The 24695-nt window shown below is 67.6% G+C and carries 23 protein-coding genes; 14 read left to right on the top strand and 9 right to left on the bottom strand.

The window, feature by feature from the left end; genetic code table 11:
- Nucleotides 1–22 precede the first annotated feature (22 nt).
- Both MKK51_RS02090 and MKK51_RS02085 read right to left on the bottom strand, forming a co-directional pair.
- The gene (locus tag MKK51_RS02090) at nt 23–1774 is read right to left on the bottom strand and encodes a monovalent cation:proton antiporter-2 (CPA2) family protein (RefSeq protein WP_243974678.1); all 1752 of its coding nucleotides are present in this window, start codon (nt 1772–1774) and stop codon (nt 23–25) included.
- 69 nt (nt 1775–1843) lie between these two features.
- Nucleotides 1844–2782 carry a pirin family protein gene (locus MKK51_RS02085; RefSeq protein WP_243974677.1) on the bottom strand — a complete coding sequence of 313 codons (939 nt, stop codon included), beginning with the start codon at nt 2780–2782 and terminating at the stop codon, nt 1844–1846.
- Nucleotides 2783–3220: 438 nt separating this feature from the next.
- On the opposite strand from MKK51_RS02085, the gene MKK51_RS02080 reads away from it, so the two are divergent.
- Nucleotides 3221–5413 carry a transglycosylase domain-containing protein gene (locus tag MKK51_RS02080; protein ID WP_243974676.1) on the top strand — a complete coding sequence of 731 codons (2193 nt, stop codon included), beginning with the start codon at nt 3221–3223 and terminating at the stop codon, nt 5411–5413.
- Between the two features lie 293 nt (nt 5414–5706).
- Here the strand turns inward: MKK51_RS02080 and dut are convergent, their stop codons facing one another.
- The 3 genes from dut to MKK51_RS02065 all read right to left on the bottom strand — a co-directional run bounded on the left by dut (nt 5707) and on the right by MKK51_RS02065 (nt 7523).
- Nucleotides 5707–6213 (bottom strand): dUTP diphosphatase, encoded by a 507-nt coding sequence (gene dut, locus MKK51_RS02075; RefSeq protein WP_243974675.1) that lies wholly within the window; start codon nt 6211–6213, stop codon nt 5707–5709.
- Nucleotides 6210–7097: an HpcH/HpaI aldolase/citrate lyase family protein gene (locus tag MKK51_RS02070; RefSeq protein ID WP_243974674.1), complete on the bottom strand. Its 888-nt coding sequence runs from the start codon at nt 7095–7097 to the stop codon at nt 6210–6212. The genes dut and MKK51_RS02070 overlap by 4 nt, the downstream gene beginning before the upstream one ends.
- 210 nt (nt 7098–7307) lie before the next feature.
- The gene (locus MKK51_RS02065; RefSeq protein WP_243974673.1) at nt 7308–7523 is read right to left on the bottom strand and encodes a hypothetical protein; all 216 of its coding nucleotides are present in this window, start codon (nt 7521–7523) and stop codon (nt 7308–7310) included.
- Nucleotides 7524–7974: 451 nt separating this feature from the next.
- Here MKK51_RS02065 and MKK51_RS02060 point away from each other — a divergent pair, with 451 nt between their 5' ends.
- Entirely contained in the window at nt 7975–10170 is a 2196-nt protein-coding gene (locus MKK51_RS02060) for a putative bifunctional diguanylate cyclase/phosphodiesterase (protein ID WP_243974672.1), read from the top strand.
- Nucleotides 10171–10177: 7 nt separating this feature from the next.
- On the opposite strand, the gene MKK51_RS02055 is transcribed toward MKK51_RS02060, so the two are convergent.
- From MKK51_RS02055 to MKK51_RS02045, 3 genes are all read right to left on the bottom strand, one after another.
- Nucleotides 10178–10522 carry a hypothetical protein gene (locus tag MKK51_RS02055; protein ID WP_243974671.1) on the bottom strand — a complete coding sequence of 115 codons (345 nt, stop codon included), beginning with the start codon at nt 10520–10522 and terminating at the stop codon, nt 10178–10180.
- Between the two features lie 114 nt (nt 10523–10636).
- On the bottom strand, nt 10637–11314 hold the full coding sequence (locus MKK51_RS02050; RefSeq protein WP_243974670.1) for a transglutaminase-like cysteine peptidase: 678 nt from the start codon (nt 11312–11314) through the stop codon (nt 10637–10639).
- A 212-nt stretch (nt 11315–11526) separates the two neighbouring features.
- Entirely contained in the window at nt 11527–11925 is a 399-nt protein-coding gene (locus tag MKK51_RS02045; protein WP_243974669.1) for a DUF3775 domain-containing protein, read from the bottom strand.
- Nucleotides 11926–12048: 123 nt separating this feature from the next.
- Here MKK51_RS02045 and MKK51_RS02040 point away from each other — a divergent pair, with 123 nt between their 5' ends.
- The 3 genes from MKK51_RS02040 (at nt 12049) to MKK51_RS02030 (ending at nt 14177) form a co-directional block, all read left to right on the top strand.
- Entirely contained in the window at nt 12049–12801 is a 753-nt protein-coding gene (locus tag MKK51_RS02040) for a DUF429 domain-containing protein (protein WP_243974667.1), read from the top strand.
- A 9-nt stretch (nt 12802–12810) separates the two neighbouring features.
- Nucleotides 12811–13368, top strand: a complete 558-nt coding sequence (locus MKK51_RS02035; protein WP_243974666.1) for an NUDIX hydrolase — start codon at nt 12811–12813, stop codon at nt 13366–13368.
- Between the two features lie 137 nt (nt 13369–13505).
- On the top strand, nt 13506–14177 hold the full coding sequence (locus tag MKK51_RS02030; RefSeq protein ID WP_243974665.1) for a carbonic anhydrase: 672 nt from the start codon (nt 13506–13508) through the stop codon (nt 14175–14177).
- A 154-nt stretch (nt 14178–14331) separates the two neighbouring features.
- On the opposite strand, the gene MKK51_RS02025 is transcribed toward MKK51_RS02030, so the two are convergent.
- Nucleotides 14332–15033, bottom strand: a complete 702-nt coding sequence (locus tag MKK51_RS02025) for a DUF4142 domain-containing protein (protein ID WP_243974726.1) — start codon at nt 15031–15033, stop codon at nt 14332–14334.
- 370 nt (nt 15034–15403) lie between these two features.
- Between MKK51_RS02025 and MKK51_RS02020 the strand changes: the two genes are divergently transcribed.
- From MKK51_RS02020 to MKK51_RS01975, 9 genes are all read left to right on the top strand, one after another.
- Nucleotides 15404–16264: a universal stress protein gene (locus MKK51_RS02020; RefSeq protein WP_243974664.1), complete on the top strand. Its 861-nt coding sequence runs from the start codon at nt 15404–15406 to the stop codon at nt 16262–16264.
- Between the two features lie 143 nt (nt 16265–16407).
- A complete protein-coding gene (locus MKK51_RS02015) occupies nt 16408–17013 on the top strand; it encodes a hypothetical protein (RefSeq protein ID WP_243974663.1) in 606 nt (201 codons plus the stop codon).
- Nucleotides 17014–17129: 116 nt separating this feature from the next.
- Nucleotides 17130–17729 carry a hypothetical protein gene (locus tag MKK51_RS02010; protein WP_243974662.1) on the top strand — a complete coding sequence of 200 codons (600 nt, stop codon included), beginning with the start codon at nt 17130–17132 and terminating at the stop codon, nt 17727–17729.
- Between the two features lie 191 nt (nt 17730–17920).
- Nucleotides 17921–18568 (top strand): cytochrome b/b6 domain-containing protein, encoded by a 648-nt coding sequence (locus MKK51_RS02005; RefSeq protein ID WP_243974661.1) that lies wholly within the window; start codon nt 17921–17923, stop codon nt 18566–18568.
- Nucleotides 18565–19344 (top strand): molybdopterin-dependent oxidoreductase, encoded by a 780-nt coding sequence (locus MKK51_RS02000; protein WP_243974659.1) that lies wholly within the window; start codon nt 18565–18567, stop codon nt 19342–19344. Before MKK51_RS02005 ends, MKK51_RS02000 begins: the two co-directional genes overlap by 4 nt.
- A gap of 491 nt (nt 19345–19835) precedes the next feature.
- Nucleotides 19836–20027: a hypothetical protein gene (locus tag MKK51_RS01995; RefSeq protein ID WP_243974658.1), complete on the top strand. Its 192-nt coding sequence runs from the start codon at nt 19836–19838 to the stop codon at nt 20025–20027.
- 66 nt (nt 20028–20093) lie between these two features.
- Nucleotides 20094–20960 (top strand): serine O-acetyltransferase, encoded by an 867-nt coding sequence (gene cysE, locus MKK51_RS01990; protein WP_243974657.1) that lies wholly within the window; start codon nt 20094–20096, stop codon nt 20958–20960.
- Between the two features lie 353 nt (nt 20961–21313).
- A complete protein-coding gene (locus MKK51_RS01980) occupies nt 21314–22705 on the top strand; it encodes a family 2B encapsulin nanocompartment shell protein (protein ID WP_279600922.1) in 1392 nt (463 codons plus the stop codon).
- On the top strand, nt 22692–24695 hold the full coding sequence (locus MKK51_RS01975; protein WP_243974656.1) for a family 2A encapsulin nanocompartment cargo protein cysteine desulfurase: 2004 nt from the start codon (nt 22692–22694) through the stop codon (nt 24693–24695). Before MKK51_RS01980 ends, MKK51_RS01975 begins: the two co-directional genes overlap by 14 nt.

Raw genomic sequence — 24695 nt, 5'->3', positions numbered from 1 at the left:
CGGCCGGCGACATCGCCGTTCCTCAGGCCTCCGCCGCATTCCCCCGGATCAGGTCGCGCCCGGCATAGATCCCGCCCACGGTCTCCATATCCAACCGCTCGGCGTCGCGGCGACGGACTTCGGCCATGACCGCGCTGGCGGCGCCCGGCTCGTCGCCGATGGCGAGGAGCGCCTGCTCGCCGAAGGCAAGAGCCGATTCGAACGTCTCCCGGAGCTGGTAGGCGACGCCGGCATGGATGAGTTCGATCGCGTGCTCGCGGTCGCGGGCGCGGGCGAGGACGGGCACCAGGGGGAATTCGGCCCTGGCCAGTTCGGCGATGCGCCGGGCGGCCTCGCGGTCGTCGATGCAGATCAGGATCGCCCGCGCCGTGGCGGCCCCGGCCGCGTGCAGGATGTCGAGGCGCGCGCCGTCGCCGTAATAGACCTTGAAGCCGAATTGTTCGGCGATGCGGATATAGGCGGGATTGGTGTCGATGATCGACACCGAGCAGCCGCGCGAGATCAGCGGCTGGCTCACCACCTGGCCGAAACGGCCGAAGCCGATGATGAGGGCGCTGCCCACGAGGTTCTCCGGCACCTCGACCCCCTCCGTCGAGACCGGGGCCTTAGGGCCGAGGCGGTCGAAGGCGATGACCATCAGCGGCGTGACGGCCATGGAGAGGATGATCGTCGCCGTCAGGATCGCGTTGGTGGTGCCGTCGATGATGCCCGCGCTCGCGGCGGCGGCATAGAGCACGAAGGCGAACTCGCCGCCCTGCGCCATCAGGGCCGCGTGCTCCACCGCCTCGGGATGCAAGGCGCGCAGGAGACGGGCGACGGCGTAGATGACGATGCTCTTCACCACCATGTAGGCGGCGACACCGGTGACGATGAGCACACCGTTCGCGGCGATGACCGTGAGGTCGAGGGACATGCCGACGCCGAGGAAGAACAGGCCGAGCAGGATGCCCCGGAACGGCTCGATATCGGCCTCCAGCTGGTGCCGGAAGCTCGATTCCGAGAGGAGGACGCCCGCCAGAAAGGCACCCATCGCCATGGACAGCCCGCCGAGCTGCATGGCCAGGGCCGAGCCGAGCACGACGAGGAGGGCGGCCGCCGTCATCACCTCGCGGGCCTTGGCCGCGGCGAGCAGGCGGAACAGCGGGTTGAGCAGCCAGCGCCCCGCCGCCACCAGGGCGGCCACGGACCCGAGGGCGATGCCGATGCTGGAGACGCGCTCCATCGTGCCGGTCGCCTGCCCGCCGGGTGCCAGCAGCGCGACGATGGCGAGCAGCGGCACGATGGCGAGATCCTCCAGCAGGAGGATCGCCACGATGCGCTGTCCCTTCGGCGTCGAGAGCGACCCGCGCTCCTCGAGAAGCTGCATGACGATGGCCGTGGAGGTCAGGACGAAGCCGGTGCCGGCCACGAACGCGATGGCGGGCGAGAACCCCATGACGATGCCGACGAGCGTCAAAGCGGCGATGCAGACGCCGACCTGGGCGAGACCGAGCCCGAAGATCTCGCGCCGCATGCCCCAGAGCCGGGACGGTTCCATCTCCAGCCCGATGATGAACAGGAACATCACCACGCCGAGTTCCGCCACATGCAGGATGGCGTGGGCATCCGAGAACAGGCCGAGGCCGAACGGGCCGATGGCGAGCCCCGCCACGAGGTAGCCGAGGACCGAACCCAGGCCGATCCGCTTGAACACCGGCACCGCGACGACGCCGGCGGCGAGGAGGGCCACCACCTGGACGAGTTCGCTCGCGGCACCGGATGCTTCAACTGCCATGATGTCGACGTCTCCGCTGGAAGAGGGTTCGCGGGCGACGCCCCATCGGCCTCGCTCCGGTCTCACGCATCAGGGGTAGCGCACGGGCGGGGGTGATTCCGGTAACGGGATGAACTCGGATTCGCCGGGCACGGTGTCGAAGCGGGCCTGGTGCCAATCCTCCTTGGCCTGCTCGATCCGCTCGGGGCGCGAGGAGACGAAGTTCCACCAGAGATGGCGCGGCCCATCCATGGGCTCGCCGCCCAGCACCATGAACCGCGCGGCTTCGGTCGCCCGCACGCTGATGCGGTCGCCGGGATTGAAGACCAGAAGCTGGCCGGGGCCGAACCCGTCCCCGGCGATATCGATGGCGCCCGAAACGGTGTAGATCGCGCGCTCGTCATAGGTCGGATCGAGGGGCAGCACGGCGCCTGCCTCCAGCATCACGTCGGCATAGACCATCGGGCTCGACGTCCGTACCGGCGATCGCGCGCCGAAGGCCTCCCCGGCGATCAGCCGGACGGTCTTGCCCTCGCCGGTGAGGATCGGCAGCGCATCCGCCTCGTAATGCTCGAAGGCGGGGGCGGTCTCCTCGTCCTTGCCGCTGAGCGCGACCCAGCTCTGGATGCCGAACAGCTTCGAGCCGGTCCGGCGCAGCCCGGCGCCGGTCCGCTCCGAATGGGTGATGCCGCGACCGGCCGTCATCCAGTTGAGCTCGCCCGGACGGATCGGCAGTTCGGTGCCCAGGCTGTCCCGGTGCATGATCTCGCCGTCGAACAGATAGGTCACGGTGGAGAGGCCGATATGCGGATGGGGCCGCACGTCCATGCCCTGGCCGAGCAGGAACTCGGACGGCCCCATCTGGTCGAAGAAGATGAACGGACCGACCATCCGGCACTCCGTCGACGGCAGAGCCCGCCGGACGGAGAACGAGCCTAGATCCCGCGAGCGCGGGACGATCAGGGTCTTGATCGCGTCGCAGGAGAAGTGATCGCCCGGAACCGGGTCGTCCGCACCGTGCCAGCTCATCACCCGTTTCCCCTTTTGCTCGGTCCGACTGAAATGTATCGCGGTTTAAGGGGCAAGCTCGGCCTCGATCCACGCGACCGTCTCCATCGGCCCGCTCGTTCGGGCCAGGGAATACGCTCGTGCCTGGACGAAATCTCGAAGGACGCCGGCCTGTCCGCGCCGGTCTCGTTATCGCGCCCCCGCAGATGGAATGAAATATAAACGATGGAAACCGATCGTTTCCAGAAGCGCATCTATCGTCACCGCCCTGGCGATGGCGGGGAGGGTTCGACGAGCAGAAATCGCCCCCCCTCGCCGCAACGACAGATCAGTCAAAACTCGCCTTCGACTCCAAAATCCCAATACGATCCGGGTTAGGAACCCTTAAACCCGCCGTATTTACCATGCGGTACCAGAGCCTCCCGGATCGCGGGACGCTCACAGGTTCAGACGAAACGCATGGCGAACGGACGCAAGGGGCGCGGGCGGGAGGAGCCGAACTTCGACGTGCCGGAAGGGCGCATCGGTGGTCGCGGTGACCTCAACCTGCGCCTCAACGGCCACGATCGCGCCGGAGGTGGTGTGGGCAAACGCTCGACGAGCAGCAACGGCCAGGGCGACGGCCCCCGGCGTCCCTCGGCGCGGGCCAAGGCGACGGCCCGCAAGCCGCGCCGGCGCTCGTTCCTCGGCAGCCTGTTCTACGGCACCCTCGTTCTCGGCCTGTGGGGCGTCATCGCCATTGCGGGGCTGGTGGCCTACCATGCCTCGCAATTGCCGCCGATCGACCAGCTCGCCGTCCCGAAGCGCCCGCCCAACATCGCCATCCTCGCCAGTGACGGCTCGCTCCTGGCCAATCGTGGCGAGACCGGCGGACGGGTGGTGAGCATCGGCGAGCTACCGCCCTATCTTCCACGCGCCTTCGTGGCGATCGAGGACCGGCGCTTCTACAGCCATTTCGGCGTCGACCCGGTGGGCATCGCCCGCGCCGTCGCCCAGAACATCACCCGCCGGGGCGTTTCGCAGGGCGGATCGACCCTGACGCAGCAGCTCGCCAAGAACCTGTTCCTGACATCGGAACGCTCCGCATCGCGAAAAATCCAGGAGGCGATCCTCGCCCTCTGGCTGGAGCACCGCTACACCAAGGACGAGATCCTCGAACTCTACCTCAACCGGGTCTATTTCGGCGCCGGCGCCTACGGCATCGAGGCCGCCGCCCAGCGTTATTTCGGCAAGCCCGCCAAGGCGGTGACGCTGGCCGAAGCCGCCATGCTCGGCGGCCTCGTCCAGGCCCCCTCGCGCCTCGCCCCCAACCGCAACCTGCCCGCCGCCCAGGCCCGCGCGGCCCAGGTCCTCGCGGCCATGGAGGAACTCGGTTTCGCCAAACCCGCCGAGGTGAAGCTGGCGCTGGCGACACCGGCACGGCCGGCGAGCAGCCGCGGCGGCGGCTCGGCCAATTACGTGGCCGATCTCGTCATGGACGTGCTCGACGACTTCCTGCCGAAATTCGACACCGACATCGTCGTCACCACCACCGTCGACGCCCGCCTCCAGGGCGCGGCCGAGAAGGCGCTGGTGGACGAGTTGAACCAGAAGGGCTCGCGCTACAACGTCGCCCAGGGGGCCGTGGTCTCGATGCGGCCGGACGGGGCGATCCGGGCGCTCATCGGCGGGCGCGACTACGCCCAGAGCCAGTTCAACCGGGCCACCACGGCCAAGCGCCAGCCGGGCTCCTCGTTCAAGCCCTTCGTCTATCTCGCCGCCGTGGAGCGCGGCCTGACCCCGGACACCGTGCGCGACGACGCGCCGATCAGCATCAAGGGCTGGAACCCGGAGAACTATTCGCGCGACTATCGCGGCCCTGTCCCCTTGCGCGAGGCGCTGGCACTCTCGCTCAACACCGTGGCCGTGCGCCTCGGCCAGGAAGTCGGCCCGAAGACGGTGGTGCAGGCGGCCCAGCGCCTCGGTATTTCCTCGCCGCTGCAGGCCAACGGCTCCCTGGCGCTGGGCACCTCGGAGGTGACCCCGCTGGAGATGGTGGGCGCCTACGCCGCCTTCGCCAATGGCGGCACGGGGGTGAACCCCTATGTCATCGCCAACGTGAAAAGCACGACGGGCAGGGCGCTCTACCAGCGCAAGGACACCAATCTCGGCCGCGTGATGAGCGCCGAGACGGATTCAATGATGAACGCGATGATGCACGAGACCTTCGTCTCGGGCACCGCGAAGAAGGCCGAGGTTCCTGGCTGGGATCTCGCCGGCAAGACCGGCACCAGCCAGGATTTTCGCGATGCGTGGTTCATCGGCTACTCGGCGACCCTGGTCACCGGCGTCTGGCTCGGCAACGACGACGGCGAGTCCACGAAGAAGGTCTCCGGCGGCAACCTGCCCGGAGAGATCTGGAAGACCTACATGACCGTGGCCCTCAAGGGCCAGACTCCGACGATGCTGCCGGGCGCGAACCATTGGCGCAACCGCGCCCCGGCGGAGGTTCCCGCCACCACCGGCACCGCACCGGGGGGCCTCATCGGCGCCCTTCTCGGCGAGCCGCAATCCGCCGCCCCGCCCCCCCGCGTCGCTGCCAACCAGCGCGCCCGCGGGCCGAGCCAAGACGACCGGAATTTCCTGGAAAAGCTGTTCGGCGTGGGGGAATAGGCGCGGGGGCGCCTATTCCCCTCTCCTTCGATCAGACCGTCTTGGGAATCACCTTGTTTCGGAAGAACGAGAATCGGGTCGTGATCGGATCGGCGTTCCCGCCGACATCCGGCGCACCGGGGCGACGGCCCCATTGATGATCGCCGCCAGGGCACGACCGGCTTGTTCGCCGCCCTCAATATCCATGCCGGGACCGTAATCGGTCGCAGCATACGCCATCACCTCTCAGTCGAGTTCCACGCAATCCTCGGAAGCGTCGAACGCTTCATTCAGAGGACGGTTCACTCAGACCTCTAGCGCCGGCCGGTCGATCCGAAGCCGCCCTGCCCGCGAGCGGATTGCGGGGCGGGCTCATCGGAACCGGAGGCGTCGAGGAGGGTGAAGGCCGGCCGCGTCACGCGGGTGAAGACCAGTTGCGCGATCCTGTCGCCGGGACGGATGACGATGGTCGCGGTAGGGTCGGCATTGCGGTTCCAGGCCGAGATCATGAGAGGCCCCTCGTAATCCGCATCGATGACGCCGGTCCCGTTGCCCAGGACGAGACCGTCGCGGTGACCGAGGCCAGAGCGCGGGAAGACGAGGCCGCACCAATCCGGATCCCGGATCAGCACGCTGAACCCCGCCGGAATCAGGATTGCGGGAGCCTGTGGCGTCAGGTGGAGGGGTTCGTCGAGGCAGGCATGGAGGTCGAGCCCCGCTGCCGCCGCGGAGCCCCAGCGCGGGAAGCCCCATTCCCGCAATCGCGGATCGCGGATGCGCAGATCGACCGCCGGGGGAACGGAAGGAGACCCGCCGCTCACGCCGCCCGTGCCGCGATGGCGTCGGCGAGGGCAACGATCCGGGAGGCCTCCACCGCATGGAGCCGTTCGATCATCCGGCCGCGAAAGGCAATGGCCCCGCGCGTCCGGTTCTCCGGCTCGGTGAAGACGGCGATGATCGCCCGCGCCTCCTCGATCTCGGCCTCCGAGGGGCCGAACAGTTCGTTGGCCGTGGCGATCTGGCCGGGATGGATCAGCATCTTCCCGTCGAACCCGCTGTCTCGGCCCTGCTCGCATTCGGCCCTGAACCCGCTCTCATCGCGAAAAGCATTGTAGATGCCGTCGATCACGTCGATCTCGTAGGCGCGCGCCGCCATGACAACGTTCATCAGCCACGGCATCAGAGCCGGACGGCCCGGCACCCCGAGCCGGACCCGGCTGGTCTTGGCGAGATCGTTCGGCCCGACGAGGAGGCACGACAGGCGCGTATCGACGTCGCGGGCGGCGCTGGCGATCTCGGCAATGTGCAGGATCGCCAGGGGCGTCTCGATCATCGCCCAGACGCGGGTATGGTCCGGCGCACCGAGCCGGCGCAGGCGCGAGCCGACCGCGACGAGGGCATCGGGGCCGGAGACCTTCGGGATCACGATCGCGTCCGGCCCGGCGGGGGCGATGCGGGCGAGATCGGCCTCGCCCCACGGCGAGTCGAGGCCGTTGATGCGGACCGCGACCTCGCGTCGGCCAAAGGGCCGGGAGGCCACCGTGGCGGCGACGGCGTCCCGCCCCTCTGCCTTCACATCGGGCGCGACGCCATCCTCGAGGTCGATCATCACGACGTCGGTGGGCAGGCCGCGCGCTTTCTCCAGGACCCGCGGATTGGAGCCGGGCATGGCAAGGACGCTGCGACGCGGACGGATCTCGGTCATGGCGCGTCGATCTCCTGAAGCCGTGGCTCGTTGCACCGGCCGCCCGGCGATACCGCCGGCCTTCTCCCGTTTCAAGATCTCACCGCAGAGGAAGACCGATGCGTCCCCGAGCAGGTTCGCCTTGGCGAGCCAACGCCTCACATCGCCCGGGTCTCTGGCGTGCCGCAGGTTTCGGGCCGCAGGACCGGTGACCACTTTTGCGAAACCTGTTCAGCCCTCGGGGGCAGCCCAGATCTCGTGCAGCCCGGTCCGGTCCCGGAACCAGAACACCCGCTTGAAGGGATCCGCGCCAGATTCCGGATAGGACGATGCCAGTCTTCTGGCGAGCAGGACCGCCTCGCTTTGAGACTGGATGGCGTGGGCCAGAGTCTTCCAAGATTGTTCGCAGCCGTCCCCCATCTTCCTTACGTAGATCGAATGCGCCATGATTGACCACCGTCGGGTATAAACATGAATGAACGATAGATATACATCAATCAAGCATACGAGATTTGGTTTTCCGTGATTTTGCAGCATGGTTAATGGATTTTAATAAGATTTCCAGTATTTGATCAATTTCTTGCGCAACACGACCCGTGACGGCAGTTCGTCCAAAAAGCGACGCACGTGGCCGATAGCGACTCACGTGGCGCTATTGGCGGAACCGTGACCGAATCTGATGTGTGAGATAGGGTCGACCGTCTCCGCGAGAGGTTCCACAATATCCGTCAGGGATGTGGACCCATTTCGGCGAAGACCGGCGACCATCCTGCTTCGCCCCGTGGAAGCGATATCCGGAACGCGCGTCCCACATCGATAGGTCCGAGCCTCGGCGGCACGGTCCGTTAGCATTTGACAGAGTAGTCCAAGTGAAACCGCTCATGCTCGGTGCCGATCCATGCTCCCTCCACCATCGGCACCTGCCGGAACCGACGACAGCCATGCCCCGACGGACGACGCCGAGCGTCTGGCCGCCTTGCGCTCCTGCCGCATGATCGGTGCGGCCCCGGATGCCGGTCTCGAGCGCATCGTCGCAGTGACGGCGGCGAGCCTCGGCATGCCGATGGCCTGGGTCTCCCTCGTCGACGATAACGTCTCCTGGCTGGTGGCCCGTATCGGCGTCGATCTTCAGCGCATGCCGCGGCACGGTCTGCCCTGCGAACGCGTCCTCGCGCAGTCCGAGATTGTCGTCATTGACGCGAACGACGACGGCCTTCTCTTCCGCGATCTGCCGGGCGTCCGGTTCCATGCCGGTGCGCCCCTGATCACGGCCGAGGGGCACTGCATCGGCTCGCTCTGCGTCCTCGACACGAAGCCGCGCGCTGATTTCAACGATGCCGAGCGGTCGAAGCTCGCCGCTTTCGCCGATCTCGTCATGGACCGGCTGGACATGCGCCGGGCGCAACTAGCCAACACAGCGGCGATCGGCTTTGCCCAGGCTGCCGAATATGCCCTGCTCGTGGTGGACGGAACGGGCACCATCACCTTCTGCAATCCCTCGGCCGAGGCCCTGTTCGGCTATGCCGCGGGCGACATGGTCGGCCGGCCCATTGAGATCATCATTCCCGAGCCGCTCCGCGCCGCCCACAGGGCGGGGCTGCGCCGGATCGCCTCCGGGGGGGCGTCACACTTGGCCGGCCGCACCATCGAGCTGACGGCCCTGCACCGCGACGGAGGCACGTTTCCGATCGAGTTCTCGATGTCGGTCTGGCAGGAGCCCGGCGGAATCGGGATGGGCGCCCTCATCCGCGACATCAGCGAGTGGCGCGCCCGCGACGCCAAGCTGGTTCAGCTCGCCCACCACGACAAGCTAACAGGCCTCACCAATCGCGCCCTCTTCGACGAGCGCCTGGACGGGTGCCTGGCGACGGACCGTTACGCCACGGTGATGCTGCTGGATCTCGACGGCTTCAAGGAGGTCAACGACAGCCTGGGGCACGCCGTCGGAGACGTCCTGCTCCAGGCCGTAGCGGTGCGTCTGTCGTCCTACGTCACATCTCAGATCACGGTCGCGCGGTTTGGTGGGGACGAGTTCGCGCTGCTCCTTCCGGGCCGGGGCAACCCCCTCGATGCGGCGGCCCTGGCGGCGAAGATCCTGGAGGCGTTCCAGACCCCGTTCCCGGTGGCAGGGCATGTCTTTCATGTCGGTCTCAGCATCGGCGCGGCGATTGCCGGGCCGGGAACCGTCCGGGACGAGCTGATCGCCGATGCGGATCTGGCCCTCTACCAGGCCAAGCGTGACGGGCGGCGCTGCTTTCGCCTGTTCGAACAATCCATGCGCAATGCGGTGGTCGCCCGGCGGACGCTGCACGACGAATTGACCCGCGCGGTGGAGCACGCCGAACTGGTGCTGTATTACCAGCCGCAGGTCGAACTGGCGTCGGGGCGGATCATCGGTGCCGAAGCCCTGCTACGGTGGCAGCATCCCACCCGTGGCCTGCTGTTGCCAGCCGCCTTCATCGACGCCCTCGAAGCCCATCCCCTCGCCACCGCCATCGGCCGATGGATCGTCGACGATGCCTGCCGGCAATCCGCATTCTGGCGCGCCCTCGGCTTGCCGCCCCTGCGGGTTGCCGTGAACCTGTTCGGGGCCCATCTCAGGACGGGGCGACTGGCCCGCGAGGTGATCGGCGCGCTGGAACACCACGCGCTGCCGCCGAGCCTCCTCGAAATCGAGGTGACGGAGCGGATCGCCCTCCAGACCGACGACTCCCTGCTGGACCCGTTGCGCGAGCTTCATCGGCACGGCGTCTCCATCGCCTTCGACGATTTCGGCACCGGCTACGCGTCGCTGAGTTCGCTCAAGCGCTTCCCGCTGACGCGCCTGAAGATCGATCGCGGCTTCGTGCGCGACATCCTCACCGATCGGCAAGACGCGGAAATTGTCCGGGCCGTGCTCGGCATGGCCCAGAGCTTCGGCCTCGATGTCATCGCCGAGGGGATCGAGACGATCGAGCAGGACACGATGCTGCGCATGATGGGATGCCGCGAGGGCCAGGGCTACCTCTATGGCCGGGCCATGACCGCCGAGGCGCTGGCCGCCCTGGTCATGGGCGGGCGGCTCGAAGGCAGGCGGGGGCCGAAAGCGGCGTGATGGGTCGTCAGAGCGGGCGCGTGCCGCTCGCCTTGCTGAGAAGCCAGCCCTTGGCGCGCTGGATGAGGGCCGGACGGACCCGCGACACGTCCTCGTCGTCCACCAGGGGAGAGGTGGATAGGGCGGCGAGATAAGCCGCTTCGCTGGAGCGGCAGGATTTCACCGCCGACTCGACGGCCAGTGTCCGGCTCGTCACGAGTGCCTGCAGGTCGAAATTCCGATGCAGGCATCCGCGCCACGACGCGTGCAGGGCACCGACGTCGGAATCCCGTGCCGTGGCGGGGGCCATCCAGCACAGGGGCACGATGGCGGCCAGGAGCACGGCTGCGGGCAAGCGGTTCAGTGTCGTCATGGCGAGGGATTCCCGAACCCGGCAACCCTCGCCCGCACGCGCTTAACAAGTCGCTAATGCATCGCCTTTGATGCGATCCTCCTCCGGGACGGCATGTCCCGGCGCATCCCTTTCCTATCGGTTGGCGGTGGTCACCGGCGAGACAGCGCGGCCGAGGGACACCCAGGCCATGGCGTTCTGGCTCTCGCGCTTGATGAAGGTGTAGCCGGTCTGGCGCCAGGGCAGCACGCTGTTGGTCTTGTTGTCGAGGATGAGGTCGCCCCGGTCGGTGACCAGGGTGAGGACGGCATGGCCCTCCCCCTTCTCGTCGATGACCACCGTCATCCGCATGGCCCGGCGCGGCAGGCCGGCCTCGGCGAGAAGCCTGCGCTTGAGAAGCTGAAAGTCCTCGCAATCGCCTGCACCGGATTCGGCGAGATCCCAGCGGTCGGCCACGCCGAGCTGCTCCATGTCGGTGACGGCACGAATGGACTTGTTCACGCGTCGGTTCACCGAGACGATGGTGTTCCAGATACCGGGCGTCAGGCTGATCGCGGCGGGCTCCGAGACATTCACCGCGCATTCGGCGGCATAGGTCTCGCAGAAGGTGACCCAGGCGCTGATCGGGCGGGCGGCGCCCGCGGTGGAGATGGTGCTGGCCACGCTGGGGAGAGAGGCCAGCGTCTGGGCGAAGACGGGATTCGGCAGGGTGGCGAGGGTCGCGACCGCCAAGCCGGAAAGCAGGCTCAGACCGCCGATGGTGCGCTTGATGGCGTGCACCGCATGGTGGAACTTCGAAATCGCGATCCGCATGGCCGCCGCTCGTCCCGTTAATCTGTTGTTAACGAACGTCTCACGGCCACACTGGAACGGCAATCGTCGGGTTAATAAAAGGTTAACGCTGTGGATTTCGAGGCATGGCGCCAGAATTGGGCCACCGTTGCCCCGGTGCCACGCCAGCCCGCATCGGGTACGCCTCGCCCTGCCCGGATCGGCCGTTGCGGGGCGAGGCGTCCGGAGACGGTCTACGCGTCGGCGATGTCCTGGCTGATCCCGAGGGCGGCGAGCCCTTCGTCGAGGAGATCGCCCGCATCGGGCGAGGCCATGATCTCATGCAGAGCCCCCTCGCCCACCGCCTCGCGTTCGCGGGCGAAGCGCACGGCCTCGCCCCATTCCTCCGCCTCCATGTCGCCGCGCCCGACATAGAGAAGAGCGAGAAGGTTCGCCCGCTCGTCGTCGTTGAGGCCGGAGATCATCGAGCGGACCTCCGATTCCGTGGCATCGTCAGTGCCGGACGTGAGCACGTCGGTGGAGCCGTCATCGATCGGGTTGGAGCCTGAATCGGGGTCGGTGGCACCCTCCTTCACGTCGAGCGCCCTGACCCGGAGGATGATCTCGGTGACCTTGTCGACGGCGATATCCATGGAACGATCCTGTGAAGCGTGCCGCCCGCGGCGGCGTGACCCGATGCGACGGGACGACCCTCGAAGCCGGCCGTCCTTGAGCAGCGTCAACCCGCCAGAACCGTCGCGGTTCGCGGGGCTCGCATGACGCATTGGATCGCCGGGCTCGACGGCTGCCGTGGCGCCTGGGCCGGAACCCTCCTCGACCTCGACGATCCCGGCCGATACCGCGCCGCGCGCTTTGCCCGCGTCTCCGATCTCCTGCACGGGCCGGAAGCCCCGGTCTGCGTCGGGATCGATGTCCCGATCGGCCTGCCCGACCGCGTCGAGGGCGGCGGCCGGGTCGCCGACCGCGCGGCCAGGGCCTATCTCGCGGGCGGACAGTCCAGCGTGTTCCCGGTGCCGCCGCGGGCGGCGGTCCATGCCGGCAGCTACGAGGAGGCCAAGGTGCTCTCCCGCGCGGCCAGCGTCCCGCCCTTCGCGCCCTCGATCCAGTGCTGGAACATCACCCGTTACATCCGTGAGGTCGACGACCTGCTCCTCGCGCGGCCGCCGCTCCGCGAGCGGGTACACGAGGTTCACCCGGAAGTGGCCTTCCGCCGTCTCAACGGCGACCGCCCGCTCGTATCGGCGAAGAAGGGGCCCGGGCGTCGGGACGGGCTGGAGGAGCGCCGCGCGCTCCTGCGAAGGGCCGGTCTCCCCGCAGGGCTCGTGGACGCGGAAAGACCGGCCGGAATCGGGGCCGACGATCACCTCGACGCCCTCGCCGCCCTGGTCGTCGCCCGCGACATCGTCCTCGGATGCGCGATCCCGATGCCCGACCCGCCGGGACGCGACCGCCATGGCCTGCCCGTGGTGATCTGGGCGCCTGCTGGCGAGGGGCCGATTCCCTGTTAAACCCACTGCATGATTCTACCGTCGACACCCGAACCCGAACGCACGTCACCCGAAGCCCTCGGCGCGCCGCCCCTTCGCCACGTCGCCCGTGCCCTGGTCTTCGACCCGGAAGACCGGCTGCTTCTGATCGCCTACGAGGCGCAGCGCCCCATCGATCCATCGCGACCGGAGAATCGGACTTTCTGGTTCATGCCGGGTGGCGGGCTGGAGCCCGGCGAAAGCCACGCGCAAGCCTGCCTTCGGGAACTCGGAGAGGAAATCGGGGTTTTCGATGCCGAGATCGGGCCGCAAGTCGCTGCCTGCGACGGTCCGTTCTTTCTGTTCCCGAAGCCGCGTGATGCCCGCGAACGCTATTTCGTCGTGCGTCTGCCCAGCGACGAGGTCGATACCGGGCGCCTCGCCGAGACCGAGGACAGCACGGTTCTCGGTACGCGCTGGTGGACGCTCGACGAGTTGGACGCCAGCAGCGAGCGGATCGAACCCGCGGGCCTCGCCCATCTGGCCAGACGCATCGCGTCGGGCGAGCGGCCTGAGCCGCCCGTCACGCTAGCCTGGCATCAGGTGTGAACCCGCACTGGGCTACCGGCCCAATACTGGGCCACACAGGGCCTCGGAACCAGATACGGCACAGGTCTCGCTAGTCGAGGTCGAGAACCGGGTTGCCATGGCGACCCCCAACAACAACGCTCAAGGAAGGCAAACGCATGTTTCCAGAAAAGCTGACCTCAGGATACCGGTCGTTCCTCGATGGACGCTTGTCCGACGAGGCCAAGCGCTACGCCGCCCTAGCAAAGGGCCAGAGTCCGGAAGTCTTGCTGATCGGCTGCTGTGACAGCCGCGTTTCGCCGGAAGTGATCTTCGATACCGGACCGGGCGAACTCTTCATCATCCGCAACGTGGCCAATCTCGTGCCCCCGTTCGAGGAAGGCGGCGAGTACCACGGCACGTCGGCGGCCATCGAGTTCGCCGTCCAGGCCCTGCAAGTGAAGCACATTGTCGTTCTGGGTCACGCCACCTGCGGCGGCATCAAGGCCTATGCCAACCCGCCGGGCCCGCTCTCGACGAGCGACTTCATCGGCAAGTGGGTGTCCCTGGTGAAGGGGGCAGAGGAGAAGCTCAAGGTCCAGAAGGGGCCGGACCATCTGACGCGCCTCGAATACGCCACCGTGGCGCAGAGCCTCGAGAACCTGATGACATTCCCGTTCGTCCGCGAGCGCGTCGCCGACGGCCGCCTTGCGCTTCACGGCGCGCATTTCGGCATCGCCCATGGGGAGCTTCTCCTGCGCAATCCCGAGACGGGGGACTTCGAGCCCGCCGTCGATGGCGGCGGAAAGGCGATGACCCCAGCCTCGCTGATGCACAGCAGCGAAGTCTGAACCGATCGAGCCCCCGCATCCTACCGGATGTGGGGGCTCGCCGGCCAGAACCATGAAAGACGCGCATAGAAAAACGCCGGGCCTCACCAGCCCGGCGTTTTCATAGTGACCACCCCCGCCGCCGGTCCACGGAGCGGCGGCGGAAACAGACCCCTTAGCGGGCGCCGGGAAGACGCTGCGCCATCTGGTAGTGCTGCTGGAGCACCGGCAGAGCCTGCTCGGCATGGGCGCGCAGGGCCGGGTTCGTGCCGGTCTGAGCGTAGGACTGGTACATGCCGATGGCCGCCTCGTGCGAGCGCACCTGGATCTGGCCGTAGAGACGGTCGAAGCGCGGACCGGCCGGGGCGGCGGCGAGCTCGGAGAGCATGGCCTGCTGCTGCGGATCGACCGGGACCATGGTGGTGCCGGCGGTGGTGTCGACATCACCGTTGAAGGCCTGGCTACCAGCGGCGGCACCACGGCTCGCGCCACTGCCAATCCCTTCGACGGCGCCCACCGGGCCGCCGCTCAGCGTACCGGCCACGACACCCGTGGCAGCACCCGTGGCTGCGCCCACCGCGCCACCGGCGATCGCCAGGGGAGCGCCGATCAGGCCACCGGGGCCGCCGTTGCCGGCATAGGTCCGCTCGCCGCCGGCCAGGGCCACGTTCGCGGCGCGGTGGTCTCGCACGGCGTCACGCGCAAAACGGATCACCTGCGGGTTGCGGCTCTTCGAAAGGGCGATCTGGCCGGACTGGACCTCGAACGCATTGGCCTGCATCGCCTGCAGCCGGAAATCGCCGGACATGTTCTGTGCCGCGGCGGGGGTCGCCATGGCAACGGCGATGGCGGACAGCGCAACGTACTTGTTCATGATTTTGACCTCTGGATAGGATCGTGAAAACGCAAGGGCGGCGGACCGGACCGCATCTCTGCCGATCGGCGCATCCGACAACGCCACGTTCGCCGGACAACGACAGTGCATCCATTGGGTTCCCGGAGAATGTCGTCGTAACGCTGGCGATTCTACTGATATCGACGGGATCACAGCGATGATCAGGACGGCCCTATAGCCAAGCTTCACCTGTCGTTTTAGCCTTGCAGGCCCGCACGACCCTATGGATGCCCGGTGCAGCATCTGATGCCTTCAGAAAAGCGTGGGTTGACGACGAGCCGGAGTTTTCCGGAACGCAAAACCACACTAGCCTGCCCGTCGGTGGCGATGGCGTGGATGGAGGCTCCCGGCGATGAAGACCCTGCTCGTTCCGGTGGCGCTCCATGACGCGCTGCCCTCCGTTTTTGCGACGGCGCTCCTGGTGGGACGCCGCTTCGGCAGCCTCATCGAGGGTGTCTCCCTGCGCCCGGCGCTCGCCGAATACGTTCCGGTGGACATGGTCGGCGGCATGACGTGGCTGCGCGACGAGGAGGCCGACAAGGCCGAGGCCGAGGATGCCGGCAAGCGCTTCATCGACTTCCTCGCCGGGGCCGGCATTCCCGTCGCCACCGAGGGGCCGTGCACCCCCGAATTCGTGGCCGCCGCCGGAACCCGCTACCGCTGGCGGCCGGACGTGCCGGCGGGCGACGCGTTCCTCGGACATTACGCTCGCCTGTTCACCGCCACCGTGGTGGGCCGTCCCGGCTCCGGCGACGGCGCCCCGCGCATGACCACGTTCGAGACGGCCCTGTTCGAGAGCGGCCGGCCGATCCTGCTTGCGCCCCCCACTCCGCCAACGAGCCTCGGCGAGGCGATCCTCATCGCCTGGAACGGGTCGAGCGAGACTGCCCGGGCGGTGGCCTTCGCCATGCCCTTCCTACGCAAGGCCTCGCGCATCCGCGTCGTCAGCGCGGAGGGCGGGATGGTGCCGGGGCCGAGCGCGGAGGATCTGGCCAGGGCGCTCGCCTGCGAAGGCATCTTCGCCGATCACAAGGCCTTCACCGAAGGCCGGCGCACGCCCGGCGAGGTCTTCCTCAACGAGGCGCAGGAATTCGGCTGCGACCTCCTGATCAAGGGCGCCTACACCCAGAGCCGCCTGCGCCAGATGATCTTCGGAGGCGCCACCAGCCACGTCCTCGCCCATGCCACCATGCCGATGCTGATGGCTCACTGACCGGTCAGCGGTAGCGCGCAATTGATTTGTGCGCATACGAACCCGATGCCACATCGCGCGTTGTCCGAGCGCTTCTCGCCGTGAAGGCTGAAGCGTCCGGCGAGGATTCCGACAGCCGGGATCGCACCAGCGCAAGGCATTCCATGACACGACGGATCCTCACGGCCGCCACCTTCGGCTTTGGCCTGTTCGCCAGCCTGCCTGTCATGGCCGACTCCGCGCCCGTCCGCGTGCGCGGCACGATCGAATCCGTCTCGGCCGATCACGTCACGATCAAGCCCCGGACCGGTCAGGCCGTCTCCGTGAAATTCGCCGATTCCATGAGGGTGGCCGCCGCCAGCAAGGCCGAGATCGGGGACATCAAGCCCGACAGCTACATCGGCACCGCCGCGACGCCCCAGGCCGACGGCACCCTCAAGGCTCTCGAAGTCGCCGTCTTCGCCCCGAGCATGCGCGGCACCGGCGACGGCCATTATCCGTGGGATCTCGAGAAGGAGAACACGATGACGAACGGTGCCGTGGGCGCCCTCGCGGGCACCACCGTGCGCACGATCACCGTGACCTACAAGGGCGGCGAGAAAACCATCACGGTCCCCGAGGACGTTCCGATCGTCTCCCTCAACCCGTCCGACAAATCCGCCATCAAGGTCGGCGCCCGTGTGGTGGCGATCACCAAGGCGGATGCCGAAGGCACAATGGTCGCCGACCGCATGATCGTCGGCGAGAACGGTACCGTCCCGCCAATGTAACAGGCAGCCGACCCGAGAACACACCATTCCGGGGCGGCGGCGCAGCCCCGGCATCGGGAGCGGATCACCTTGAATCCGCCCTGACGACAACGACGCCGAACCTCCGAGGAACCGCCATGCTGAAATCATTCCTGACGACGCTCACCCTGACCCTCGCCGTGTCGGCCACCGCCGCCCAGGCCGACGACATCACGCGCTATCGCGGAACCATCGAGAAGGTCGACGGCACGGCCGTGACGATCAAGCCGCGGGTGGGCGAGGCGCTGACGGTGAGCATGGCGCCGGACGTGAAGGTGCTGGCGGCCTCCACCGGCAAGCTTACGGACATCAAGCCCGACAGCTACATCGGAACGGCGGCCATCCCGCAGCCGGACGGATCGCAGAAGGCGCTGCAGGTCACCGTCTTCGCGTCGTCCCTGCGCGGCACGGCGGACGGGCATTACCCGTGGGATCTCGGCTCCAACTCCACCATGACCAACGGCGCCATCGGCACCATCTCCGGCACCGAGGGGCGGACCCTTCTGGTCAAATATCAGGGCGGCGAGAAGAAGGTGAACGTGCCGGAAGACGTGCCGGTGACCCTGGTCGATCCGGGCGACAAGTCCGTCGTCGTCGACGGCGCGAAGGTCGTGGCCTTCACCAAGAAGGGTGCCGACGGCAAGCCCACCGCCGTGATCCTCATCGTCGGCCGCAACGGCACCGTCCCGTCGATGTGATGCCGTTGTGCCCTCCCCCCCGCTGCGGGGGGAGGGTGCCTGAGATGTATGCGGAAGAGGGGGAGGCGACCTCTCCGGTCGATGGCGCTCCCCTGTCCCGATCCGCTTCGCGGGCCGCCCTCTCCCGCAGAGGGGAGAGGGTGGGTTGCGCGAAACGCCGTTCGAGCGGCCTTTGAAAGGGCGAACCCGCGATGTCACCGTCTGCCGCCGGCCCCTCCCGCATCACCGTGATCCACCCGCTCGTCGTGCGCGTGACCCATTGGATCAACGCCGTCGCGGTGTTCTGCATGCTGTTCAGCGGCTGGGCGATCTACAACGCCTCGCCGTTCTTCCCCATCGTCTTCCCGAAATGGGCGACTCTCGGCGGCTGGCTCGGCGGGGCCCTCGCCTGGCACTTCGCCGCGATGTGGCTGTTCGCCCTCAACGGTCTCGCCTACGTCCTCTACGGCCTGTTCGCCCGGCATTTCGCCAAGTCGTTCCTGCCCGTCAGCCCGAGGGCATTCTGGCGCGACGCCAGCGATGCGGTCAGGCTGCGCCTCGTCCACCGGATCGGCGAGTACAACGCGGTCCAGAGGGTCGCGTATCTGGTGGCGTTCCTCCTCGGAATCCTCCTCGTCGCCTCCGGCCTCGCTTTATGGAAACCGATCCAGTTGCAGGGGCTCGCCTCACTGTTCGGCGGATATGAATGGGCGCGGCGCGTGCATTTCCTCGCCATGTCCGGCCTCGTCGGCTTCATTTTGCTCCATCTGGCCCTGGTCATCCTGGTCCCGCGCACCCTCGTGGCGATGGTGACCGGCCGCGCCCGCATTCCCATCGACCCCGTGGAGACGCGCTCATGAGTCGTGACGAGACCGAGGCGAAACGCCTGCGCGCGCTTCGCCGGGAGATCCAGCCGGAATTGGTGAAGCTGGAGCGCCGCCTGTTCCTGCGCTCCGGCCTGTCCCTCGGCGCCCTGTCGCTGCTCTCGGGCTGCGACCTCTCCACCGGCGCCAACGGAACGCTGATCGACCGGACGCTGTGGGCGATGTCGCGCGCCAACGATCGGGTCCAGGCTTGGCTGTTCGACGCGAACAGGCTGGCGCCGACCTTTCCGGCGAGCATGATCGACACGCCCTTCCGGTTCAATGCCTATTACCCCCCGGACAACATCCCCGAGATCGACGAGGCGACCTGGAAGCTCGATGTCGGCGGCCTCGTCGCCGACAAGGCGCCCTGGACCCTGCAGAAGCTGCGTGCTCTGCCGCAGGAGAGCCAGATCACCCGTCACATCTGCATCGAGGGCTGGAGCCAGATCGGGCAATGGAGCGGCGTGCCGCTGAAGGCCTTCCTGGAGCGGGTCGGGGCCGACCTCACCGCCAAATATGTCGGCTTCAAATGCGCCGACCGCTATTATGGCAGTCTTGACATGCCGAGCGCCCTCCATCCGCAGACGGTGCTGGCCCTGGATTTCGGCGGCACCGCCCTGCCCCTCGAATACGGCTATCCCCTTCGCGTGCGCGTGCCGACGAAGCTCGGCTTCAAGAGCCCCAAGCACATCGTCTCGGTCTTCGTGACCAACGATTATCCCGGCGGCTACTGGGAAGACCAGGGCTACAACTGGTTCAGCGGCATCTGATCGGCGCGCGGCTCCGGCAAGGCCGGACGGCGAGGCCAGCAGCTGCGAATCGCCCTGGAAGAACAAGCCTGCTCCTCGTGCCGGACACAAGGGAAGGATCTTTCCGGAAGCACTTGGTCTTTGAAAATCACTCTCGTTGACCCAGACGAGTCAAGATATGCACAATGCAGGGAGACCAAAGAACCACCTGCCCGCCCGCGCCATGCCTCCCAGGAAAGGTTTGTCCGCTGGCAATGCTTGGATTGGAAATCCGTGTCACCACGCCTTGGACGGTTACCCGCCGACGTGACCATCGGCCCGGCGCCTGCGGAGTGCACGCCGTGTCTCGCGCGAGCATCGATACTCGGCGAACGCTCATAGCCGGGAACCCGAGAACAGCAGCGAACCCGTGAGAAGCGCGGTTCGAAGCATGTGGAGTCCTGACCGGCAGTGGCCGTCGGGTGCTCGGGCAATCCCCTAACACTGAAAAACGACACCCGGAGGAGGGAACGATGGTTCTCGGAGATCAGGTCGTGTTCGCGAGACTCGATGTCGCCGAGGCGCTCGGCATCTGGCGCCACGCCACGGGGCGTATCGTCGACATCGTATCCGGCGCCGATGGGGCCGAGGCGGTCAATGTCCAGTTCGAGGGCCACGGCCTGCTCGTGGGCTATATCGCGACGCTGTTCCAACGCATCGGCTGAGGGGGCGGCCTGCAGGGGTAGAATGCAGGCTCTCGCGAGCCGGGCGCGAGGAGTGAAAGACAGACCATGACAGCGGGCAACCTGGCGACGCGCAGCGTTCCGACCAACATCCTCCGTCCGCCCCTGCGCAGTGTGAGCCAGACCACCGTCGAAGCCGACCTCTGGCGCGCCATGCGCGCCGAGGCCGAGGCCGCGTTGATCGAAGAGCCGCTCTATGCCGGCATCATCCAGGCCACTGTCCTGGATCAGCCGAGCCTGGTTCATGCCCTCGCCTACCGCCTCGCCCATCGTCTCGGCGACGGCGACCTCTCGCGCCTGTCCACCCGCGACCTCTGCCTCTCCGCCTTCCAGGCGGACCCGCATGCGGGCGACCACGCGGTGCGCGACATCGTGGCCATCCGCGAGCGCGACCCGACCTGCCGCCGCTATCTCGATCCCTTCCTGTTCTACAAGGGACTGGCCTCCCTGGAGAGCTACCGGGTGGCCCATTGGCTCTGGCACCAGGGCCGCGCCACTCTGGCGCTTCATATCCAGAGCCGAATCTCCGAGGTGTTCGGGGCCGACATCCATCCCGCCGCTCGTATCGGCTCGGGCGTGTTCATCGATCACGCCACCGGTGTCGTAATCGGCGAGACCACGGTGATCGCCGACGATGTCTCGATCCTGCAATCGGTGACCCTCGGGGGCAACGGCAAGGAGAGCGGCGACCGCCATCCGAAGATCGAGCGCGGGGTCCTTCTCAGCGTCGGCGCCAAGGTGCTGGGCAACATCCGGGTCGGCGAGGGCGCGAAGGTCGCCGCCGCCGCCGTGGTGCTGCACGCCGTGCCCGCCCACACCACCGTCGCGGGCGTGCCGGCCCGCGTCGTGTCTCGCATCAGCCCCACCGAAGACCCCGCCCTCAGCATGGACCAGTTTTTTGGTGAAGGAATTTAGGGAAACGATTTTTCAACTCTTCTTCTTTCCAAAAGGCAGCGAAGTCGAGACAAATTATCTACCATAACGTCATAATATAGAATACAATTATTTTATATGGCTTAAAATAGAATATTCATTCTCAAATTGCGCGAATCTATAGAACAGAATTTCGTTGACGCTCTTCAAGTTCAAGCGTTAGAAACAACCCGCCCCCGCAGTGACGCTTTGTCTGAGGCAGCGGGGGCTGACCAAGATCAGTCCAAGATTATCCATCGAGCGAGAGCGGACGCGCGACAGGCGCGGCTTCGATGCGGCATGCGCTGCGTCAAAGCCGGCCGACGCCTCCTGCCGCAATACGGAGACGAACACCCATGAGTGGACCCGGTCTGAGCGTGAGCGCCTCGGCGGCACGCAATCTCGCGACGGCGACCGTCACGTCGGTCCAGAACGCGGCCAATACCCCGCGCTGGTTCCATCGCCTGCTGCCCTTCGTCGACGTCGCCGGCGGCGTCTATCGGGTCAACCGCCGCGCCGTGGTGCTGGCCAAGCCCGGCCGCATCGAACTCGCCAACGACGGCGGCACCCGCACCGTGCGCCCGTCCTCCCTGCGCAGCGTCCCGCTGTTCAGCCGCCTCGGCGACAACGAGCTGTCGGCCCTCGCCTCCAAGTTCACCGTCTCCCAGCACAAGGCGGGCGAGATCATCGCCGAGGAGGGCTCCACCGGCCGCAGCCTCACCGTCGTGGCCGAGGGCACCGTCGAGCTGACCCTGTCGGGCCCGTTCAAGAACCGCCTGCGCCAGGGTCTCGCCACCGGCGGCGACTATTTCGGTGACAGCGACCTCGTGAACGAGAACGCCCCTGCCCCCGCCGTGAAGGCGCTCTCGGCGGTGACGCTGCTCACCCTCGACCGCTCCGCCATCGAGGACGAGGGCATCCGCTCGCGCATCTCCCAGTTCGTGGAAGAGCGTGATCGCCTCAAGGGCCACACCAACAGCGAGGGCGAGCAGGGCATCGAGCTTCTGGCGGTCCATACCGGCGAGCCGCGCCTGCCCACGACCTATGTCGATTACGAGGTCGACCCGCGCGAGTACCACCTCTCCACGATCCAGACGATCCTGCACACCCACACCCGCGTCACCGATCTCTATTCCAACGAGATCGACCAGCTTCGCGAGCAGATCCGCCTCACGGTCGATGCCGTCAAGGAGCGGGAAGAGTGGGAGCTGTTCAACAATTCCGAGTTCGGCCTCCTCCACGAAGTCAGCCAGCGCCAGCGCATCCCGACGCGCGGCGGACCGCCCACCCCGGACGATCTCGACGAACTCCTGACCCTGGTCTGGAAGAAGCCCGCCTTCTTCGTGGCCCATCCCCGCGCCATCGCGGCCTTCGGCCGTGAAGCCACGCGCCGTGGCGTGCCCCCGGTGGTGATCCACCTGTTCGGCTCGCCCTTCATCACCTGGCGCGGCGTGCCGATCGTGCCGAGCGACAAGCTGCCCATCGACATCGATCCGGTGACCGGCGCCCAGACCACCTCGATCCTGCTGCTTCGCGTTGGCGAAGGCGAGCAGGGCGTGGTCGGCCTGCAGAAGTCCGGCGTCACCGGCGAGATCGAGACCGGCCTGTCGGTGCGCTACATGGGCACCAACGACCATTCCATCGCCTCGCACCTCGTGACTCGCTACTTCTCGGCCGCCGTGCTGGTGGAAGACGCCATCGCACGCCTCGATAACGTGCTGCTGGGCAACTACCATGACTACGCCTAACGCGCCGGGCCTCCCCACGGGGTTGGTCGGCGACACGGCGCATGCGGATCTCGTCGGGCGCCTCGCCCGGGAGATCTACGGTCAGGGTCAGGCGGCGTCCGCGCCCCTGACCCCCAACCTGCCGCAGACCCCGCAAGCCCCCCAGGCCCTGGAGAATCTTCCCCAGGGCTTCGGCCACCCGCTGGCGCCGAAGGCGGATATCGGAACGCCGTCGCTCCCCTCGGGCGCGGCGCCCGCAGGGCTCCAGCCCGATGCCTCGGCGCTGGCCGCGCGCTCGTTCGGCGCACCGCCCGTGGGCCTTCCCGGCCTGACGGGGCCGGGCTTCACCCAGCCCTCGGCCTTTCCCTCGGTCCATCCCGAGGCGCAGGCCCCCCGTGGGGGACTGCCCGAGTTCTTCGTGCCGAGCGTCGACGACGTCGCCGCTTTCCTGCCCGGCGGCCACGATCTCCATGCCACGATCGCCAAGGACCACCCGCGCGCCAATGCCTTCGCGCATGGGTTCGCGCCGTCCCTGGTTCCGGGAGCCCCCGGCCATCCGGGCCCGGACGCGTCGCACAAGGACGCCTCGCGGGAGACCTTCTCCCGCACCGGCCGTGCCGCTCCCGACGCATCCCGCAAGGTGGAGATCGCCGACGAGCCGTTCTCGTCGGGTGAATACTACTTCCTGACGGATCGCAGCCGGACGGGCAGTGCCGCGCCCGCCCCGTCGTCCCGCGTCGAGCCGGGCCACCGCCACGCCCCCCATGTCTCGTCGCAGGGCTCCAGCCCGGTGGCGGCCCCCTTCGACGTGGAGCGCGTTCGCAAGGACTTCCCGGCCCTGCACCAGAGCGTCAACGGCCATCCCCTGGTCTGGCTCGACAACGCGGCCACCACCCACAAGCCGCAGAGCGTCATCGACGCGACGAGCGAATTCTACGCCCGCCACAACTCGAACATCCACCGGGCCGCCCATACCCTGGCGGCACGCTCGACGGACCTGTTCGAGGGCGGGCGCGAAAAGGTGCGGCGGTTCCTCAACGCTCCGTCGAAAGACGACATCGTCTTCCTGCGCGGCACCACCGAGGCGATCAACCTCGTGGCCAATTCCTATGGCCGCGCGAATGTCGGTCCGGGCGACGAGATCATTGTCAGCCAGATCGAGCACCACGCCAACATCGTGCCCTGGCAGCTCCTGACCCAGGCCACGGGGGCGACCCTGCGGGTGATCCCGGTCAATGACCGGGGCGAGATCATCTTCGAGCAGTTCGCCGCCCTGCTCTCGGGCCGCACCAAGATCGTGTCGGTGACCCATGTCGCCAACGCGCTCGGCACCATCAACCCGGTGGCGGAGATCATCGCGCTCAGCCATGCCTACGGCGTGCCGGTGCTGGTGGACGCGGCCCAATCCTCGCCACACATCCCCCTCGACGTGCAGGCGCTGGATGCCGATTTCCTCGTCTTCTCCGGCCACAAGGTGTTCGGTCCCACCGGGATCGGCGCCCTCTACGGCAAGAAGCACCTGCTGGAGGCGATGCCCCCCTGGCAGGGCGGAGGCCACATGATCGAGGACGTCACCTTCTCCAAGACCGTCTACAAGGGCGCGCCGGAGAAGTTCGAGGCCGGCACGCCCGACATCGCCGGCGCCGTGGGCCTCGGGGCGGCCCTCGATTACCTCGAGAGCGTCGGCCTGCCCGGTATCGCGGCCTACGAGCACGACCTGCTCGAATACGCGCAGGGAGGGCTCGCCGACGTGAAGGGCCTGCGCCTCATCGGCACCGCCCACCAGAAGGCCAGCGTCATGTCCTTCGTCGTCGACGGGCACGAGAACGAGGCCGTGGCCAAGCACCTCGACGCGCGCGGCATCGCAGTGCGCTCGGGCCATCACTGCGCCCTTCCCGCCCTGCGGCGGTTCGGGGTCGACCAGTCGGTGCGCGCCTCGCTCGCCTTCTACAACACTCGCGCGGACGTGGACGCGTTCCTCAAGGCTCTGCACGCCCTGCCGCGCCGGTAG

This window comes from Methylobacterium sp. E-045, from assembly GCF_022829685.1.
In the GTDB taxonomy this organism is placed as follows: Bacteria; Pseudomonadota; Alphaproteobacteria; order Rhizobiales; family Beijerinckiaceae; genus Methylobacterium.
This window is presented reverse-complemented; position numbering and strand designations above follow the sequence as displayed.